This is a genomic window from Streptomyces sp. NPDC005262 (assembly GCF_042872425.1).
Classification (GTDB): Bacteria; Actinomycetota; Actinomycetes; order Streptomycetales; family Streptomycetaceae; genus Streptomyces.
Genome location: NZ_JBIAKK010000001.1, coordinates 95,607 through 114,532 on the forward strand (window position 1 = coordinate 95,607; position 18,926 = coordinate 114,532).

Consider the following 18,926-nt stretch of genomic DNA (forward strand, 5'->3'; position numbering starts at 1 on the left):
GTGCCGGGCCCCAGGGCTCGGGTCATCAGCGCATCAGCACGCCCGCGCCGTCCCCCGTCGCTTCCGTCGGCAGGGCGACCAGGCCCAGCTCCGCGCTGGTCGCGAGCAGCGGGTGGGCGGGGAGTACCCGCACGGTGTAGCCGTAGGGCCCCGTGCGGTCGAGGGCGAGCGGCCCCTCGTACAACCAGCGGCCCTCCAGGTCCTGACCGCCGGTCGGCTTCAGCGGGAAGACCTGGGAGTCCGAGATGGCGTCGGCGGAGTCGACCCGTCCGGCCACCGCCTGCACCTCCACATCGTCCGGCTCCAGTGCTCCGAGGGCGATCCGGACCCGCAGCGCCAGCGTCGACCCCAGCTCGGCCGAACTGCCCGTGGTACTCGCCGCCAGGGCCTCCACGTGGTCGACGGCGACCCGCGGCCAGGCCGCACGGACCCGGGCCTTCCAGTCCGCGAGTTCCCGCGCCGTGGCGGCGTCGAGGGAGCGGTGGGCCAGTGCGGCCGGTGCGTACAACCGCTCCACGTACTCACGCACCATGCGTCCCGCCAGAACCTTGGGCCCGAGCGAGCCCACCGTGCGGCGGACCATCTCGACCCAGCGCTCGGGCAGCCCTTCGGCGCCCCGGTCGTAGAAGCGTGGTGCGACCCGCTCCTCGATCAGTTCGTAGAGGGCGTTCGCCTCCAGCTCGTCGCGCCGGTCCTCGTCCATGGCGGACCCGTCCGCGGTCGGGATCGCCCAGCCGAAGTCCGGTTCGAACCACTCGTCCCACCAGCCGTCGAGCACCGACAGATTGAGACAGCCGTTGAGAGCCGCCTTCATCCCGCTCGTGCCGCACGCCTCCAGCGGGCGCAGCGGGTTGTTGAGCCAGACGTCGCAGCCCGGGTAGAGCTTCTGCGCCATCGCCATCCCGTAGTCGGGCAGGAAGACGATGCGATGGCGGACCCTGGGGTCGTCGGAGAACCGCACCAGCTCCTGAACCAGCCGCTTTCCGCTGTCGTCGGCGGGGTGCGCCTTGCCTGCGACAACGATCTGGATCGGCCGGGTCGGGTGGAGCAGCAGTTCCACGAGCCGGTGACGGTCGCGCAGCATCAGGGTCAGCCGCTTGTAAGAGGGCACGCGGCGGGCGAAGCCGATGGTCAGTACGTCCGGGTCCAGCACACCGTCGATCCAGCCGAGTTCGGCCGGTTCGGCGCCGCGTGTGCGCCACGAGGCGGAGAGCCGCTTGCGCACCTCGGTCACCAGCTGTTCGCGCAGGTTCCGCCGCAGGTCCCAGATCTCCTGGTCCGGGATCCCGGCCGCCGCATCCCAGCGTCCCGGCGTTCCCGCGTACCGTTCCCGGAGTTCGAAGATCTCGGGCGCGACCCACGTGGGGGCGTGCACGCCGTTGGTCACCGAGGTGATCGGCACCTCCGCAGGGTCGAATCCCGGCCACAGTCCCGCGAACATCTTCCGGCTGACCGCGCCGTGCAGGGTGGAGACGCCGTTGGCGCGCTGGGCCAGCCGCAGGCCCATGACCGCCATGTTGAAAAGGCCGGGCTCACCGCCGGGATAGGTCTCCATGCCCAGCTGCAGGATGCGCTCGACGCCCACGCCCGCCAGTTCACCGTCGTCGCCGAAGTGGCGGGCGACGAGCTCCCGGTCGAAGCGGTCGATTCCGGCCGGCACCGGGGTGTGGGTGGTGAAGACCGTGCCGGCCCGTACCGCCTCGACCGAGGAGTCGAAATCCAGCCCGGTGCCGGAGAGTTCGCGAATGCGTTCCAGCCCCAGGAAGCCGGCGTGTCCCTCGTTGGTGTGGAACACCTCCGGCTCGGCGTGCCCCGTGAGCCGGCAGTAGGTACGTACGGCCCGTACCCCACCGATGCCGAGCAGCATCTCCTGCAGCAGCCGGTGCTCACTGCCGCCGCCGTACAGCCGGTCGGTGACATCGCGCTCGCCTGGCGCGTTCTCCTCGACGTCGGAGTCGAGCAGGAGCAGCGGGATGCGGCCGACCTGGGCCTGCCAGATGCGGGCGTGGAGCGAGCGGCCGCCGGGGAGGGCCAGCACCACTTGGCTCGGTGTTCCGTCCCCCTCGCGCAACAGGGAGAGCGGCAGTTCGTTCGGGTCGAGCACGGGATAGTGCTCCTGCTGCCAGCCTTCACGCGACAGTGTCTGGCGGAAGTAGCCGTGCCGGTAGAGCAGCCCCACCCCGACCAGGGGTACGCCCAGGTCGCTGGCGGCCTTCAGATGGTCCCCGGCCAGGATGCCGAGTCCGCCGGAGTACTGGGGGAGGGCTGCGGCCACGCCGAACTCGGGCGAGAAGTACGCCACGGCGGCCGGCAGTTCCGTGCCCTGCGCCTGCTGCTCCTGGTACCACCTCGGACCGTCCAGATACTCCTGGAGGGCGCCGGACACCTCGTTGAGCCGGTGCAGGAACTGCTCGTCCCGGGCCAGCTCGGCGAGCCGCCCGGCGGAGACGGTGCCGAGCAGACCCACAGGGTCGGAGTCGGCCTCCCGGCTGCCCTCCGGGGCGACGGCCTGGAAGAGCTCACGTGTCTCGGTGTGCCAGGACCAGCGCAGGTTGCGGGCGAGGTCGCTGAGCGGTTGAAGGGGATCGGGGAGGACAGGACGGACGGTGAATCGACGAATGGCCTTCACGTATTCCACCTTTACAGGGGACGTACGAATCCGAGGGGACGCACCACGGTGTGCGCCCTCTCCGTCACCCTCGACGGTAGCGGTGCGCCGTACCGCGGAACCACGGCGCGCGACCGGCTCACGCGGGCGACGCCCGGTGAGCCGCCCGCCCCGGCCACGCCCCCGGCCGAAGCCCCGCAGGCATGGGTCCCCTCCGTATCACTGCCCACTCCGAGCAAATCACTGCACATCCGCCACGGGGGTTATGGCCGATTCCACCCCCTCGGGTGGCCTTGTGGCACCTCATCCCACAAGGAAGGCTGCCGTGTGGCACGTACGGGGTCGGAGGCGAACCGGCCGACCACGGGCGCGACTCCGTGCGGCGAGTTCCACGTCGAGGAGGAGGTTTCGGCTCATGGGACGGGCACGACCGCGCCCGATGCCCGGCACGGCCCGGCCGACCACCGGCGAGACCGACCACGCCGGCCCGTCACCAGGGGCGGAGCCCGGCGCATTCAGACCTTCACAGCTACGCCCGAGTAGTTAACAAACCACCGGATTGGCCCCCCGAGAACGGTGGGAAGGCTTCTGCGGTACACAGCCCGAATACCGCCCGAATGCGGATCATCTGCGATCCAGCAGCGGCTCGTACGCAGCGCGTACGGGTCCGGTGTGCATCCGGTCCCCACCCGCACACCACACCCGTGCCCCAGCCATTCGAGTGCCATTCGAGTGAACGCGGACAGGAGCGGCCATGCTCACACCCCATCAGCCGACAACGGAGCAGCTAGAAAGGACGAACCCCCACAGTCGCGGCGTACTCGCTCAGCCCTCCCCGGCCTCGCCGCGCCCCGTGCAGCCCGAGCTCCAGTCCCCAGGTGATTCCATGATCGGTCGTATTCCCGTCCTCGACGTCCGCCCGCTCGTCGACTGCGGCAGAAGGCCCGCGAAGGCCGTTGCCGGTGAGACCTTCCAGGTCACGGCCACCGTGTTCCGTGAAGGCCATGACGCGGTCGCCGCCAACGCGGTTCTGCGGGATCCGAGCGGACGAACCGGCCCGTGGACACCGATGCGCGAGCTCGCCCCCGGCTCCGACCGCTGGGGCGCCGATGTGACCCCCGATTCCGAAGGGCGCTGGACGTACACGGTCGAGGCCTGGAGCGATCCGGTGACCACCTGGCGCCAGCATGCCCAGATCAAGATCCCGGCCGGCATCGACTCCGCGCTAGTCCTGGCCGAGGGCGCCGCTCTGTACGAACGAGCCGCCGAGGGCGTACCGAAACGCGACGGGCGCGAGGCGGTGCTGGCCGCGGCCGACGCGCTTCGTGACGAGTCCCGTCCGGCCGCCGCCCGGCTCGCCGCCGCGCTCGCTCCCGAGGCCACCGCCGCACTCGCACGCCACCCGCTGCGCGAGCTGGTCACCGCGGCCCGGCCGCTCCCCCTCGTCGTCGAGCGCAGACGAGCCCTGTTCGGTTCCTGGTACGAGCTGTTCCCCCGGTCCGAGGGGGCCAGGATCGAACCGGCCGAACCGGTGAAGGCGACCAAGGCCGCCAAGAAGGGCAGGGCGGGGAAGGCTTCGGCCAGGACGGAGGAGCCACCGCAGGGAAGGATCATCAGCGGCACGTTCCGTACCGCTGCCGAGCGGCTTCCCGCTGTCGCCGCCATGGGGTTCGACGTCGTCTATCTCCCGCCCATCCACCCCATCGGCACCACCCACCGCAAGGGCCCCAACAATTCGCTGTCCCCCGGCGCCCACGATGTCGGGGTGCCGTGGGCGATCGGTTCGGCCGAAGGCGGTCACGACGCGGTGCACCCCGATCTCGGCACGCTCGACGACTTCGACCACTTCGTCGAGACCGCCCGCACCCTGCGCATGGAGATCGCGCTGGACTTCGCGCTCCAGTGCTCCCCTGACCACCCATGGGTGGAGACGCACCCCGAGTGGTTCCATCACCGGCCGGACGGCACCATCGCCTACGCCGAGAACCCGCCCAAGAAGTATCAGGACATCTATCCGATCGCCTTCGACAAGGATCTGCGCGGCCTGGTCGCGGAGACCCTCCGCATCCTCCGGTTCTGGATGGACCACGGCGTGCGGATCTTCCGCGTCGACAATCCGCACACCAAGCCGGTGGTCTTCTGGGAGAAGGTGATCGCCGACATCAATCGCACCGACCCCGATGTGATCTTCCTGGCCGAGGCGTTCACCCGCCCCGCGATGATGCACACGCTCGCGACGGTCGGTTTCCAGCAGTCGTACACGTACTTCACCTGGCGCAACACCAAGCAGGAACTCACGGAGTACGTCACCGAGCTGTCCGGCGACGCGGCCTCCTACATGCGGCCCAACTTCTTCGTGAACACTCCGGACATCCTGCCGGGCTATCTCCAGGACGGCGGACGTCCGGCCTTCGAGGCCCGGGCCGTGCTCGCCGCGACGCTCTCGCCGGCCTGGGGCGTGTACGCGGGGTACGAGCTGTGCGAGAACTCCCCGGTACGAGCCGGCAGTGAGGAGTACCTGAACTCGGAGAAGTACGAAATCCGGCCCAGGGACTGGGAGTCGGCGGAGCGCGAGGGCCGTTCCCTGGCTCCGCTCATCACCTCGCTCAACCGGATCAGGCGCCGCCACCCCGCCCTGCAGCAGCTGCGCGACGTGCACTTCCACGCCGCCGACAACGACGCGCTGATCGTGTACAGCAAGCGCTCGGGTTCGAACATCGTTCTGGTGGTCGTCAACCTCGACCCTCACCACACCCAGGAGGCCACGGTCTCGTTGGACATGCCGCAACTCGGCCTCGACTGGCACGAGACCGTGCCGGTGCGCGACGAGCTCACCGGCCACACCTATCACTGGGGCAGGAACTTCTATGTGCGCCTAGAGCCGGGCGTCGCGCCCGCGCACGTCGTCGTCCTGCGACCGTCCCCGCCGACCGGAGGGTCACCCACACCATGATCGTCAATGAGCCTGTCCACGACAAATTCGAGGACACCCCCGCCAAGGACCGCGATCCCGACTGGTTCAAGCGCGCAGTCTTCTACGAAGTCCTCGTCCGGTCCTTCCAGGACTCCAACGGGGACGGCATCGGCGACCTCAAGGGTCTCACCGCCAAGTTGGACTACTTGCAGTGGCTCGGCGTCGACTGCCTCTGGCTGCCGCCGTTCTTCAAGTCGCCGCTGCGCGACGGCGGCTACGACGTCTCCGACTACACCGCGGTACTGCCGGAGTTCGGCGATCTCGCCGACTTCGTGGAGTTCGTCGATGCCGCACACCAGCGCGGCATGCGCGTGATCATCGACTTCGTCATGAACCACACGAGCGATCAGCACGACTGGTTCCAGCAGTCCCGCAGCGACCCCGACGGCCCGTACGGCGACTACTACGTCTGGGCCGACGACGACAAGCAGTTCCAGGACGCCCGGATCATCTTCGTCGACACCGAGACGTCCAACTGGACCTTCGACCCGGTGCGCAAGCAGTACTACTGGCACCGGTTCTTCTCCCACCAGCCCGATCTCAACTACGAGAACCCGGCGGTGCAGGAGGAGATCATCTCCGCACTCCGCTTCTGGCTGGACCTCGGCATCGACGGCTTCCGCGTCGACGCCGTGCCGTACCTCTACCAGCGGGAGGGCACCAACTGCGAGAACCTCCCGGAGACCCACGAGTTCCTCAAGCGGCTCCGCAAGGAGATCGACGCGCACTACCCGGACACCGTGCTGCTCGCCGAGGCCAATCAGTGGCCGGAAGACGTCGTCGACTACTTCGGCGACTTCCCGGCCGGCGGCGACGAGTGCCACATGGCGTTCCACTTCCCGGTGATGCCGCGGATCTTCATGGCCGTACGGCGCGAGAGCCGCTACCCGGTCTCCGAAATCCTGGCGAAGACCCCGGAGATCCCGTCCGGATGTCAGTGGGGCATCTTCCTGCGCAATCACGACGAGCTCACGCTCGAGATGGTCACGGACGAAGAGCGCGACTACATGTACGCGGAGTACGCCAAGGATCCCCGGATGCGGGCCAACATCGGCATCCGGCGGCGGCTCGCGCCTCTGCTGGACAACGACCGCAACCAGATCGAGCTGTTCACGGCGCTGCTCCTGTCCCTGCCCGGCTCCCCGATTCTGTACTACGGGGACGAGATCGGGATGGGCGACAACATCTGGCTGGGCGACCGGGATGCCGTACGGACCCCGATGCAGTGGACGCCGGACCGCAACGCGGGATTCTCCTCCAGCGATCCGGGGCGCCTCTATCTCCCCACGATCATGGACCCGGTCTACGGCTACCAAGTGACCAATGTCGAGGCGTCGATGGCCTCTCCGTCCTCGCTGCTGCACTGGACACGGCGGATGATCGAGATCCGTAAGCAGAATCGGGCGTTCGGCCTCGGCTCGTACAGCGAACTGCCGTCGTCGAACCCCGCCGTGCTCGCCTTCACCCGTGAGTACAAGGACGATCTCGTCCTGTGCGTGCACAACTTCTCGCGGTTCGCGCAGCCGACGGAGCTCGATCTGCGGTTGTTCAACGGGCGTCATCCGGTGGAGCTGATCGGTGGGGTGCGCTTCCCCGCGATCGGTCAGTGGCCCTACCTGCTGACTCTCGCCGGGCACGGGTTCTACTGGTTCAGGTTGCGGAAGGAAGTGCCGCCGAGCTGACAAGGCGTCAATTTCCGTCGCTGAAAGCGGGGCGGTTTCCGCCGCCCCGCACGGGGCACTCTCCCCCACATCGAGCTCTTCAGGGCTCTTCGGGGTTCTTCAGGGCTCTTAAGACAGTTACGGAGCTTCGGGGCCCTTCGGGGCGGCTCCCCCGGAGTCGTTCGGGAGTCCTTCCGGGGGTCTCATGCCTTTTCGAGGCCCTCATGTCGAGTCCGTACGGACCATCCTGACCCGACACGTCCCGCACAGCCGGACAGCTATTGCCGCAATCCGGGACACTCTTCGCATCCTGTGGTGTGCCCGGGGAAAGGACGCGATGCCATGTCGGAGGCTGCATCCACTCGGGTCGCCCTCGCGAACAGCACAGCCCTGCTCCCGTCACTCGCCCCGCTGCTGCATGAATGGCTCCCCCGGCAGCGGTGGTTCGCGGGCAAGGGGCGGCCGGTCACGGCCTTCTCCCTTGTCTCGGCGACCGAAATACTGCCGGTGGACGCCGATTCCACCGGCATCAACCAGGGGACCGGCCCGGGGACGGGGCCGGGGCTGCTCCATCTGCTGATCCGGGTCCACCAGCCGTCCCTGCCCGCCCAGTCGCCCGACGACTGCTACCAGATGCTGCTCGGGGTACGGTCCACGCTGCCGCCACGGCTCGCCCCGGCCCTCATCGGCCATGTGGCGGGCGGTCCGCTGGCCGGCCGGACGGTCTACGAGGGGCTGCACGATCCGCGCCTCGCCGAACTCCTGCTGGAACGGCTCCGTACCCCCGGCACCCTCGGCACCCTCCGCTTCGACCGGGGCGCCGCCCCCATCCCGGCCGGGCTCACCCCCCGCGTGCTCGACACCGAACAGTCCAACTCCTCCCTCGTCTTCGGCAACGCCTACATCTTCAAGATCTTCCGCCGGGTCTTCCCCGGCACCAACCCGGATCTGGAACTGCCGCTCGCTCTCTCCCGGGAGGGCTGCGGGCGGGTGCCGGAACCCGTCGCCTGGTTCGAGGCGACGGCCCCGGAACCGCTCACCCTCGGCGTTCTCCAGCCGTTCCTGCGCGGCGCGGAGGACGGCTGGCAGTTGGCACTGCGCGCGCTGGGCTCGGGCCATGACTTCACCCGCGAGGCCCGCGCCCTCGGACGGGCCACGGCCGAGGTGCACACGGCGCTCGCCACCGCCCTGCCGACGCCCGTGCTGGGCAGCGCCCAGACCGAGCATCTCGCCGCCGGAATGCTGCAGCGGCTGGAGGCGGCCGCCCAGGCCGTTCCCGCTCTCGTGCCCTACGTCCCCGGGCTGCGCACCGCGTTCGACGCCGTTGCCACGCTGGGTCACAAGGGCCGCAGCTGGGCCGCCCAGCGCGTCCACGGCGACCTCCATCTCGGCCAGACGCTGCGCGCGGCCGACGGCTTCTGGTCACTGATCGACTTCGAGGGCGAACCGGCGCGCCCACTCCTGGAACGCCGCCGTCCGCAGCCGCCGGTGCGTGACATCGCGGGCATGCTCCGCTCCTTCGACTACGCGGCCCGCTCGCAGCGGCCCTGGAACGCCGAGTGGGCGGCCCGCTGCCGAGCGGCGTACTGCGACGGGTACGCGGAGGCCGCGGGCCTCGACCCGCGCAGCGAACCGGAGTTGTTGCGGGCGCACGAGACCGACAAGGCGGTGTACGAAGTGCTGTACGAGGCCCGGCACCGGCCCGACTGGCTGCCGGTCCCGATGGCCGCGATCCACCGCCTGGCCGCCGCCGTCGACTGATGCCCCGCGCAGTGCGCACCTTCTTCGGCCGGGCGGCTTCTCCCCTGCCCGGCCACCTGATCCCTGCCTCACCAACACCCCTCGAGGAGGCTGTCCCTGTGACCGCCCGCAAGCCGCCCCGCAAAGCGCCCGATCCCACCGCGACCCCGTCAGCACCCGCTGCCGGGCCGACCCCGGCGGCCCAGCCGGCCCCCGCAGCCCCAGCGCCCCAGCCGGCACTCTCCGCCTCCACGGACACGGCAGCGCCCTCGGCGCCCGCGAGCTCGGCGACCTCCCCGGCCAAGCGGAAGAAGACGGCGCAGAAGCGGACCGACACCTCTCCCCCGCGGCCCCGGCGTGCCACCGGCCGCGGCGTCCGGCCGGTGCGGGCCCTCGACGACGCCGACCGGGGACGGCTGCTCGCCGGTGAGCACCACGCCCCGCACGATCTGCTCGGCGCGCACATGGTCCGCGGCGGTGTGGCTATCCGGGTGCTCCGTCCGTACGCGCGATCGGTGACCGTGCTCGCCAAGGGGCTGCGGACCGAGTTGCACGACGACGGCGACGGTCTCTTCTCCGGTCTGCTGCCGATGCCGTCCGTCCCCGAGTACCAACTCCTGGTCGGCTACGCGGACAACGAGATCGAGGTCCATGATCCGTACCGCTTCCTGCCCGCGCTCGGCGATCTCGATCTGCATCTGATCGGCGAGGGGCGGCACGAGGAGCTGTGGACCGCGCTCGGCGCACAGCCCATGGAGCACCAAGGGGTCGCCGGTACGCGGTTCACCGTCTGGGCGCCCAATGCCCGCGGGGTGCGGGTCATCGGGGACTTCAACTACTGGGACGGCACCGGCTTCCCGATGCGTTCGCTCGGTTCCAGCGGGGTCTGGGAGCTGTTCCTCCCCGCGATCGGCGAGGGTGCGCTCTACAAGTTCGACATCTGCCGCCCGGACGGTACGCACACGGTGCGCGCCGACCCGATGGCCCGCCGCACCGAGGTCCCGCCCGCCAATGCCTCGGTCGTGACGGCCTCGCACCATGAGTGGCAGGACCAGGCGTGGATGGCTCGGCGCGGGGACGTACCCGTGCACGAAGCGCCGTTCTCCGTGTACGAGGTGCATCTGGCGTCCTGGCGGCCGGGGCTCACGTACCGCCGGCTCGCCGAGCAACTTCCCTCCTACGTAAGGGACCTTGGGTTCACGCATGTGGAGCTGATGCCGGTATCCGAGCATCCCTTCGGCGGCTCCTGGGGCTACCAGGTCACCGGCTTCTTCGCCCCGACCTCGCGTATGGGCACCCCTGACGACTTCCGGTATCTGATCGACGCGCTGCACCGGTCCGGCATCGGCGTCATCGTCGACTGGGTGCCCGCGCACTTCCCGCGCGACGACTGGGCGCTCGCCGAATTCGACGGCCGCCCGCTGTACGAGCACTCGGACCCGGCACGCGCCGCGCATCCCGACTGGGGCACGCTCGAGTTCGACTTCGGCCGCACGGAGGTGCGCAACTTCCTGGTCGCCAACGCCACGTACTGGTGCGAGGAGTTCCACATCGACGGGCTGCGGGTCGACGCCGTCGCCTCGATGCTCTACCTCGACTACTCGCGCGAGGACGGGGGATGGTCTCCGAACGAGCACGGCGGCCGGGAGAACCTGGATGCTGTCGCCTTCCTCCAGGAGATGAACGCCACCGTGTACCGGCGTAATCCCGGCGTCGTCACCATCGCCGAGGAGTCCACCGCCTGGGACGGCGTCACACGCGCCACCCACCATGTCGGCCCCGGCGGCTTCGGCGGGCTCGGCTTCGGGCTGAAGTGGAACATGGGCTGGATGCACGACTCCTTGGAGTACGTCTCGAAGGAGCCGGTGCACCGCAAGTACCACCACAACGAGATGACCTTCTCGATGGTGTACGCGTACAGCGAGAACTACGTGCTGCCGATCTCCCACGACGAGGTGGTGCACGGCAAGCGGGCACTGGTGTCGAAGATGCCCGGCGACTGGTGGCAGCAGCGCGCCAACCACCGGGCGTATCTCGGCTTCATGTGGGCGCACCCGGGCAAGCAACTGCTGTTCATGGGACAGGAGTTCGCCCAGGGCGCCGAGTGGTCGGAGGGCCACGGCCCGGACTGGTGGCTGCTCGACCCCTCGTACGCGGCGGAGGCGGACCACCGGGGCGTCCGGGACCTGGTACGTGAGCTGAACGCGGTGTACACGGCGACACCGGCGTTGTGGCAACGGGACACCGTCCCCGAGGGCTTCGCCTGGGTCGACGGCGGAGCCGCCGAGGACAATGTCTTCGCCTTCCTGCGCTTCGACGCGGACGGTGCGCCGCTGCTCGCGGTGTCGAACTTCTCGCCGGTGGTCCGTCACGAGTACCGGCTGGGCGTGCCGTCGTCCGTGTCCGCCTGGGCGGAGGTGCTCAACACGGACGCGGCACGGTTCGGCGGCGGGGACGTGCTCAACCCGGATCCGCTGAAGCCGGAGTCCGTCGCCGCCCACGGTCACCGCACGAGCGTCCAGTTCACCCTGCCGCCGCTGGCGACGGTGTGGTTGAAGCCGGTGTGATGACCCCGAGCCGCTGGGTGGCCCGGGTCAGCGCCACATAGAGATCGTTGGGCGTCATCAGCTCGGGTGCGACGACGAGAACCGTGTCGAACTCCAGGCCCTTGGCCTGGCGCGGGTCGAGCAGGACGACGGGGCGGTGCAGATCCAGCGGCCCGTCGTCGAGTCCGGTGAGTTGCGCGTGGAGCTCGCGCGGGGCGATGACGGCGAGCCTGCCCTCCGCCGGGGCCTCGGCCTCGGCGAGCCCGGCCACGCCGGCGAGCGGCAGAGTGCGCTCCCAGGGCCGTGCGCCGGTGGAGCGGATGGAGCGCGGGGGTTCGAAGGCGGGGTCGGTGGCCCGGCGCCGCTCGGCCGCGTACTCCATGATCTCGGCGGGCGTACGGTAGTTGACCCCGAGCCGGGCCAGCTGCCAGCGGTCCTGGACGTACGGCGCGAGGATCTCCTGCCAGGAGTCGCAGCCTGCCAGGTCACCGGTCTGGGCCGGGTCGCCGACCAGGGTCATGGAGCGGGTCGGGCAGCGTCGCATCAGCAGCCGCCAGGCCATGGCCGAGAGCTCCTGCGCCTCGTCGACGATGATGTGCCCGAACGCCCAGGTCCGGTCGGCGGCGGCGCGCTCGGCGGCGCTGCGGTGGTCGGCCTCCTCCTGGCGCTCGGCGAACCGTTCGGCGTCGATGATGTCGTGCGCCGCGAGGACCTCGGAGGCGTCCTCGTCGATGTCCTCCTTGTCCTCGAATTCGTAGGTACGGGAGGCGTACGAGACGTCGAGGACGCCCTGCGCGTAGGCGATCTGGCGGGCCCGCTCGGCCTCGGCGGCGGCCCGGGCGGCGGAGTCGTCCGCACCGAGGAGCTCGGCGGCCTCGTCGAGGAGGGGCACGTCGGCAGATGTCCAGGCGGCCTTCCTAGCGCGCCGGAGCAGTTCGGCGTCGTCCTCGGCGAGATGCGTGGGCTCCTCCAGATAACCGGCGAGGAACTCCTGCGGAGTGAGCGGGGGCCACAGGGAGGTGATGGCGGCGTGCACCTCCGCGCTGGCGGCGATGCCCTTGCCGAGCTGGGCGATGTCGTCGGGGCCGAGGAAGTTCGGACCGCCGTAGGGGTCGGCTCCGATGCGGTCGGCGAGCTGCATGGTGAGATCGTCGATGATCCGGAAGGCGAAGGTGGGCAGGGCGAGATTGTGCGGCAGGCCGGTCTCGCGGGCCTTGTGCCGCGCTTCGACCGCCATGTCCCAGTCGAGGATCAGCTCCCCGTCGTCGTGCGCGATGACGATCGGCTCGCCCTTCTCGGGCACCTGCTGCCGGTCCTGTACGGCCTCGGCCAGTACGCCGGCCATGTCCGCCCGGCCCTTGACGGCGGCGGCCGCCGGGCTGTCGGTGCCGGTGGCGTGGACGCCGGGGAACAGTTCGCCGACCGTCGACAGAAGTACGCCGGTCTCACCGAGCGAGGGCAGTACGTCGCCGATGTAACCGAGGAAGGCCGGGTTGGGCCCGACGATCAGCACGGCCCGCTTGGCGAGCTGCTCACGGTGCGCGTACAGCAGATACGCGGCCCGGTGCAGCGCGACCGCGGTCTTCCCGGTGCCCGGCCCTCCCTCGACGACCAGCACCCCGCTCTGCGGGGCGCGGATGATGTGGTCCTGTTCGGCCTGGATGGTCGAGACGATGTCGCCCATCCGGCCCGTGCGGGCGCTGTTCAACGCGGCGAGCAGCACCTCGTCGGCGTCGTGCGATTCGTATCCGGTGCGGGTGTTGTCGGCGAGATCCATGATCTCGTCGTGCAGCCCCGTGACCGTGTGCCCCTGCGTAGTGATGTGCCTCCTGCGGCGCAGCCCCATCGGTTCGTACCCGGTCGCGAGATAGAACGGCCGGGCGACGGGAGCCCGCCAGTCGATCAGCAACGGGGTCCGCTCGGCGTCGTCCCGCCGGATTCCGATGCGCCCGATGTGGTGCGTGACTCCGTCGCGCCTGTCGATCCGTCCGAAACAGAGTCCCGTGACGGCGGCATTCAGCGAGGCGAGTGAGGCGGAGTGCTCGGCGACGCCGATATCGCGCTCCACCCGCGCCTGTCGACCGGTGCTGAGCTGCGCGATCGTGGCGCGCATGGCGGCTTCGGCCGCCGCCCGGAGCTGGTCGAGCCGCTCGTGGGCAAGGGAGACGAATTGCTGTTCCTGCCGCATTTCCTCAGTTGACAATTCAGCTCCTGGCGCGATAGAGTATGCTTATTGAAGTTCTCCGTATATTGCGTCGCAGGCACATACGGAACTATTCAATATAGGCGAAGAAGTACCCCGGCCGTCAATTCGGACCGGGGTTTTTTGTTTTCGTCCAGGAGACGCCTCGCAGGGGGCCGGCGCGCCCGGAGTCGGGCGCGCGGCTGCGACCGTTGGCCCGGACCGCGAGCACGGGGGAAGCGAGCGGCTCGGAACAAGCTCAGAAAAAGCTCTGAAATCAGGCTTGTTCGGATTGGCCGTGCTTCACACGGAGATACCCCTCGCATACGCACGTTCATCCGGAGCACGTCCGGATCGGGGGCTGCCATGTGGACCGCACTCACGCTCATCGACGCCGCGACCGCACTGGTCGCCGCCACCGCCTGCCTGGCCCTCTCCGGTCGGCGACTGCTGCCGTGGCGGCGCCGGGAGCGTGCGCCCGAACTGGGTCCGTACGATGCGGCGTTTCTGGCCGGCGGACCGGAGAGAGTGGTCGAGGCGGCGCTCCACACCCTGTGGGGCAGTGACAACAACGTCGTGATCGGGTCGGGTGGGCGGCTGCGGTTGCCCGAGCCGTGGACGGAACCCGAGCGTCCGGTGGAGCGTGCGGTGGTCGAGAAGTGGCGGACCTCCGGCTCCACCACCCCGACGCTGCTGCGGGTACGGGCAGTGCGGGCCGCTGCCGTACGCGAGATCGGCGACCGGCTCGTCTCGTCCGGTCTGCTGATGGCCCCGCCACGCGCCCTGGCCCGTCTGTACGCCGCGCGTGGCCTGACCGTCGTGGTGTGCGGCTCGGCGGTCCTGGCCGCCCTGGCCGCCCCGCAGGGGCTGCGGCAGGCGGCACCGTTCGTCGTGGTGGGAGCCTGCTGTCTGGCCGTGCGGGTGCTGTGCCCGGCGCGGGGTCGGCTGACCCCGGCGGGCCGTCGCCGCCTGGCGGCGATACGCACCGGCGAGCTGTGGGCATCGGCCGCGCTCGGGGACGTGGTGTTCGACGGGCGCAGCGCGCTGCCGGGTGAGCGCCGGCGCTCCCGGCGGTGGGACGGGGGCGGGGGCCGCCTGCCGTCGGTGGGCCGGATGCTGATCAAGTACGGCAAGGCACTGGATCCGGACGACGACCGGAGCCCGGACAGCGGCGGCACCGGCAGCGACCACGGCTCCTACGGATCCGGCAGCTCCCACGACTCGTACGGCTCGCACGGCTCGCACGGCTCCTCGTACGACGGAGGAGGTCACCACAGCTGCGGCGGTGGCAGCAGCTGTGGTGGCGGAAACTACTGAGCGTCGTGGCTCACACCTTCTCGAGCACGTCCTCCAGCTCCTGCAGGAGCCTGCGCTTGGGCCGGGCGCCCACCATCGACTTCACCGGTTCGCCGGACCGGAACACCATCAGGGTCGGCATCGACAGCACCGCGTAGCGGCTCGTGATGCCCGGGTTGGCGTCCACGTCGAGCTGGACGATCTTGATGCGCCCGGCCTCCTCGGCGGCGATCGCGCTGAGCACGGGGGCGAGCTGACGGCACGGTCCGCACCAGTCGGCGGTGAACTCGACCAGCACGGGCAGCTCGGCCGCCAGCACCTCCCCGTCGAAGGTGGCATCGGTGACCTCGGCCACGCCTTCTGCATGAATCATCTGTCATCCTCCCAGTTCACAACGTGGTTCCGGGCCGCCAGGAAGCTCGGCCGCGGCCTCCAGCTCGGCCCTTGCGAGCTCTGCGCCCACCTGGGCGCGGACCGACCGGAGCTGCTCGATGAGCGAGTCGAGCTCGCCGAGCTTGCGCCGGTAGACGGCGAGCGAGGCGGGGCAGGCGTCACCGGCCGGGTGGCCGGCGCGCAGGCACTCGACGAACGGCCGGGTCTCCTCCAGGTCGAACCCGAAGTCCTGCAGGGTCCGGATCTGCTGCAGCAGACGCAGATCGTCCTCGTCGTACGTGCGGTACCCGTTCACGGCCCGCCGCGCAGGCAGCAGTCCGCGTGACTCGTAGTAGCGCAGAGTCCGCGTCGTCGTCCCGGCCCGCTCGGCCAGCTCCCCGATTCGCATGCTTCGACCGTAAAGGTTGACGCGGGCGTCAAGGCAAGTGCGGGGCTCCCCTCCCCCACTCCCTCCTTCAACTGCCTTTTACATTCAAGAAGTTAAGAGTGCATCGCCATTGACGGCCCCTTGGCGTGCACCTACAAAAGGCGTGAGAGCGCTCTCAAGACCGGTACCTCGTTCCCGTTCCCCCGCCCCCACCGGAGAGGTGTTCCTTGAACGCGAGCCGCATCCACCTGCCCGCTCATTCCCCCACCTCCACCCCCCGCAGGCGCACCACCGCACTCGTCGCACTGACCGTGACGGCCCTGGTCCTGGCCGGGCTGGCCACTGTCCTCGGCTCCGGGTCCGCACGCGGCGCCGTCCCTCCGGCGCCTGGCTGGGACCTGAAGTGGAGCGACGACTTCAACGGCGCCGACCGCTCCCTCCCCTCGGCCGCGAACTGGCAGATCGACACCGGCCACGCCTACCCCGGCGGCCCCGCGAACTGGGGCACGGGTGAGATCCAGAACTACACCGCCAGCCCCGACAACCTCAGCCTCGACGGCAACGGCAACCTCCGGATCACCCCGCTCCGGGACGGTGCGGGCAACTGGACCTCCGGCCGGGTCGAGACCACACGCTCCGACTTCAAGGCCCCGGCGGGCGGCACCTTGCGCATCGAGAGCCGGATACAGATGCCGAACGTCACCGGGAACGCGGCGCTCGGGTACTGGCCCGCGTTCTGGGCGCTCGGCTCCCCGTACCGTGGCAACTACTGGAACTGGCCGGGCATAGGCGAGTTCGACATCATGGAGAACGTCAACGGGATCAACTCCGTGTGGGGCGTACTGCACTGCGGCGTCAACCCCGGCGGCCCGTGCAACGAGACCAGTGGCATCGCGAGCAACCGCGCCTGCCCCGGTTCCAGTTGTCAGTCCGCGTTCCACACGTACACCTTCGAATGGGACCGCTCCGTCACCCCCAACGCACTGCGCTGGTACGTGGACGGCCAGCAGTTCCACTCCGTCACCCAGAGTCAGCTGGACGCCGGCACCTGGGCCAACATGACTGAGCACGCGGGGTACTTCATCCTGCTCAACCTCGCGATCGGCGGCGCGTTCCCCAATGCGCTGAGCGGCAGCACCCCCACCGCGCAGACCGTCCCGGGCCGTCCCATGCTCGTCGACTACGTCGGTGTCTGGACCAAGGGCGGCGGGGGCGGCACCGACCCGACCGACCCCCCGGACCCGACCGACCCGCCGTCCGGCTCCTCCAACCTCACGCTCCGCTCCGGCGGCGCTCTCGGTGCGGCGGAGGCGTCCGGCTCGACCGTGACACTCACCTCGGCGGGCGGCGCCAACTACGACGGGGCCCCACACAGCCCGCAGACCTTCACCGCCTCGGGCATCACCCGGACGTACAACGGCGGGTCCACCCAGTTCGACCTGTTCGTCGACGCCGGCACGACCGTCGCCAACGGGCAGCAGGTGAGGGTGAGTTACGACCGGACGGGCGACGGGACCTGGGACCGGACGGAGACGTACAACTACTTCCCCACCGACCCCGTCCCCGGCTACGAGCACTACACGCAGGGCAAGGGACTCATGGCCTCGACCGGGAGCCAGGGCAATCTGGTGAACGGCAAGGTCAAGGTGGAGATCTGGAACGCCATCGGCAACGGCTCCAGCACGGTCGGGATCGGCAACCAGTCCGTCGTGCACATCCCCTTCGGCTGAACCGCAGGCCGACATGCGTGTGCGGCCGGTACGGGAGTCCCGTACCGGCCGCACACCCGCCTCGTTACGCCTTCGCCAGCGAGGGCTTGTCGTCGTCGCCGCCCCGGGACTCCGGGACGTACGGCTCGGAGGGGCCTTCGTCCGTGATCATCCGCTCGTCGAACGGAATGGAGCCGGACAGCACCTGGTCCACCCGCTCCCTGTCGATCTCCTTGGTCCACGTGCCCACCAGCACCGTGGCGACCGCGTTGCCCGCAAAGTTCGTCAGGGCGCGGGCCTCGCTCATGAAGCGGTCGATGCCGACGATCAGACCGACGCCGTCGACCAGTCCGGGGCGGTGGGACTGCAGGCCGCCCGCCAGGGTGGCGAGGCCCGCGCCGGTGACGCCCGCCGCACCCTTCGAGGCGACGATCATGAAGAGCAGCAGGGAGACCTGCTCCCCCGCGCTCAGCGGGTCACCCATCGCGTTGGCGATGAAGAGCGAGGACATCGTCAGATAGATGGCGGTGCCGTCGAGGTTGAACGAGTAGCCGGTGGGCACCGTGATGCCCGCGACGGACTTGCTGACGCCCAGGTGCTCCATCTTCGCGATGAGCCGCGGCAGCGCGGACTCCGACGACGAGGTGGAGAGGATCAGCAGGAACTCGCGGCCCAGGTACTTCAGCAGGAGCAGCAGATTCACCCCGGCGACCACCCGCAGGATCGTGCCGAGCACCACGAAGACGAAGATCGCGCAGGTGATGTAGAAGCCGACCATGATGATCGCGAGGGACTTCAGCGCGTCGACGCCGGTCTCGCCGACCACGGCCGCCATCGCGCCGAACGCGCCGACCGGGGCCGCCCACATGATCATGGCGAGGACGCGGAAGACGAGTCGCTGGATGTGGCCGATGCCGCGCAGGACCGGTTCACCGGCGGAGCCCATGGCCTGGAGCGCGAAGCCCGCCAGCAGGGCGACGAGCAGGGTCTGGAGCACTTCGCCCTCGGTGAAGGCGGAGACCATCGTCGTCGGGATGATGCCCAGCAGGAAGTCCACGGTGGACTCGCTCGCACCGGCCGCCTGCTTCTCACCGGCGGCGCGCACCGCTTCGGTGAGGTGGAGGCCCTGGCCGGGCTCCAGGATGTTGCCGACGAGCAGACCGATGGCGAGGGCCACCGTCGACATCACCAGGAAGTAGCCGAGGGCGAGCCCGCCCACCGCGCCGACCTTGGTGGCCTTGCGGACCGAGCCGACGCCCAGCACGATCGTGCAGAAGATGATCGGCGAGATCATCATCTTGATGAGGTTCACGAAGCCGGTACCGATCGGCTTCAGCTCGACGGCGAATCCGGGGGCCACGAAGCCCACCAGGATGCCGAGCGCCACAGCGCCGATCACGGCGAGATACAGATAATGCGTACGGTCCCGCCTGGCGGCTGGCACTCCCAC

General features: G+C 69.8%; 11 protein-coding genes. 6 read left to right on the plus strand and 5 right to left on the minus strand.

Annotation, left to right across the window (positions count from 1 at the left end; genetic code table 11):
* Positions 1–25: 25 nt before the first annotated feature.
* Positions 26–2,629 carry an alpha-glucan family phosphorylase gene (glgP, locus tag ACFYP5_RS00390; protein ID WP_389028579.1) on the minus strand — a complete coding sequence of 868 codons (2,604 nt, stop codon included), beginning with the start codon at positions 2,627–2,629 and terminating at the stop codon, positions 26–28.
* Between the two features lie 865 nt (positions 2,630–3,494).
* Between glgP and ACFYP5_RS00395 the strand changes: the two genes are divergently transcribed.
* The 4 genes from ACFYP5_RS00395 to glgB all read left to right on the plus strand — a co-directional run bounded on the left by ACFYP5_RS00395 (position 3,495) and on the right by glgB (position 11,550).
* The gene (locus ACFYP5_RS00395) at positions 3,495–5,561 is read left to right on the plus strand and encodes an alpha-1,4-glucan--maltose-1-phosphate maltosyltransferase (protein WP_389028582.1); all 2,067 of its coding nucleotides are present in this window, start codon (positions 3,495–3,497) and stop codon (positions 5,559–5,561) included.
* Positions 5,558–7,264, plus strand: coding sequence for a maltose alpha-D-glucosyltransferase (gene treS / locus ACFYP5_RS00400; RefSeq protein ID WP_389028585.1), 1,707 nt, complete (start codon positions 5,558–5,560; stop codon positions 7,262–7,264). Before ACFYP5_RS00395 ends, treS begins: the two co-directional genes overlap by 4 nt.
* Before the next feature lie 321 nt (positions 7,265–7,585).
* Complete coding sequence (locus tag ACFYP5_RS00405) at positions 7,586–9,004, plus strand: phosphotransferase (protein ID WP_389028588.1); 1,419 nt, start codon at positions 7,586–7,588, stop codon at positions 9,002–9,004.
* Positions 9,005–9,102: 98 nt separating this feature from the next.
* The gene (gene glgB, locus ACFYP5_RS00410) at positions 9,103–11,550 is read left to right on the plus strand and encodes a 1,4-alpha-glucan branching enzyme (RefSeq protein WP_389028591.1); all 2,448 of its coding nucleotides are present in this window, start codon (positions 9,103–9,105) and stop codon (positions 11,548–11,550) included.
* Here the strand turns inward: glgB and ACFYP5_RS00415 are convergent.
* Positions 11,507–13,717: a HelD family protein gene (locus tag ACFYP5_RS00415; RefSeq protein ID WP_389030655.1), complete on the minus strand. Its 2,211-nt coding sequence runs from the start codon at positions 13,715–13,717 to the stop codon at positions 11,507–11,509. The two genes, glgB and ACFYP5_RS00415, sit on opposite strands and share 44 nt — an antisense overlap.
* A 360-nt stretch (positions 13,718–14,077) precedes the next feature.
* On the opposite strand from ACFYP5_RS00415, the gene ACFYP5_RS00420 reads away from it, so the two are divergent.
* Complete coding sequence (locus ACFYP5_RS00420; RefSeq protein WP_389028593.1) at positions 14,078–15,028, plus strand: TIGR04222 domain-containing membrane protein; 951 nt, start codon at positions 14,078–14,080, stop codon at positions 15,026–15,028.
* Positions 15,029–15,038: 10 nt separating this feature from the next.
* Here ACFYP5_RS00420 and trxA read toward each other — a convergent pair whose 3' ends face one another.
* Positions 15,039–15,380 (minus strand): thioredoxin, encoded by a 342-nt coding sequence (trxA, locus tag ACFYP5_RS00425; protein ID WP_389028596.1) that lies wholly within the window; start codon positions 15,378–15,380, stop codon positions 15,039–15,041.
* 3 nt (positions 15,381–15,383) lie between these two features.
* Positions 15,384–15,788, minus strand: a complete 405-nt coding sequence (locus ACFYP5_RS00430) for a MerR family transcriptional regulator (RefSeq protein ID WP_093772475.1) — start codon at positions 15,786–15,788, stop codon at positions 15,384–15,386.
* A gap of 227 nt (positions 15,789–16,015) precedes the next feature.
* On the opposite strand from ACFYP5_RS00430, the gene ACFYP5_RS00435 reads away from it, so the two are divergent.
* Positions 16,016–17,497, plus strand: coding sequence for a family 16 glycosylhydrolase (locus ACFYP5_RS00435; RefSeq protein WP_389030657.1), 1,482 nt, complete (start codon positions 16,016–16,018; stop codon positions 17,495–17,497).
* A gap of 64 nt (positions 17,498–17,561) precedes the next feature.
* Here the strand turns inward: ACFYP5_RS00435 and ACFYP5_RS00440 are convergent, their stop codons facing one another.
* Entirely contained in the window at positions 17,562–18,926 is a 1,365-nt protein-coding gene (locus ACFYP5_RS00440) for a cation:dicarboxylate symporter family transporter (protein ID WP_389028599.1), read from the minus strand.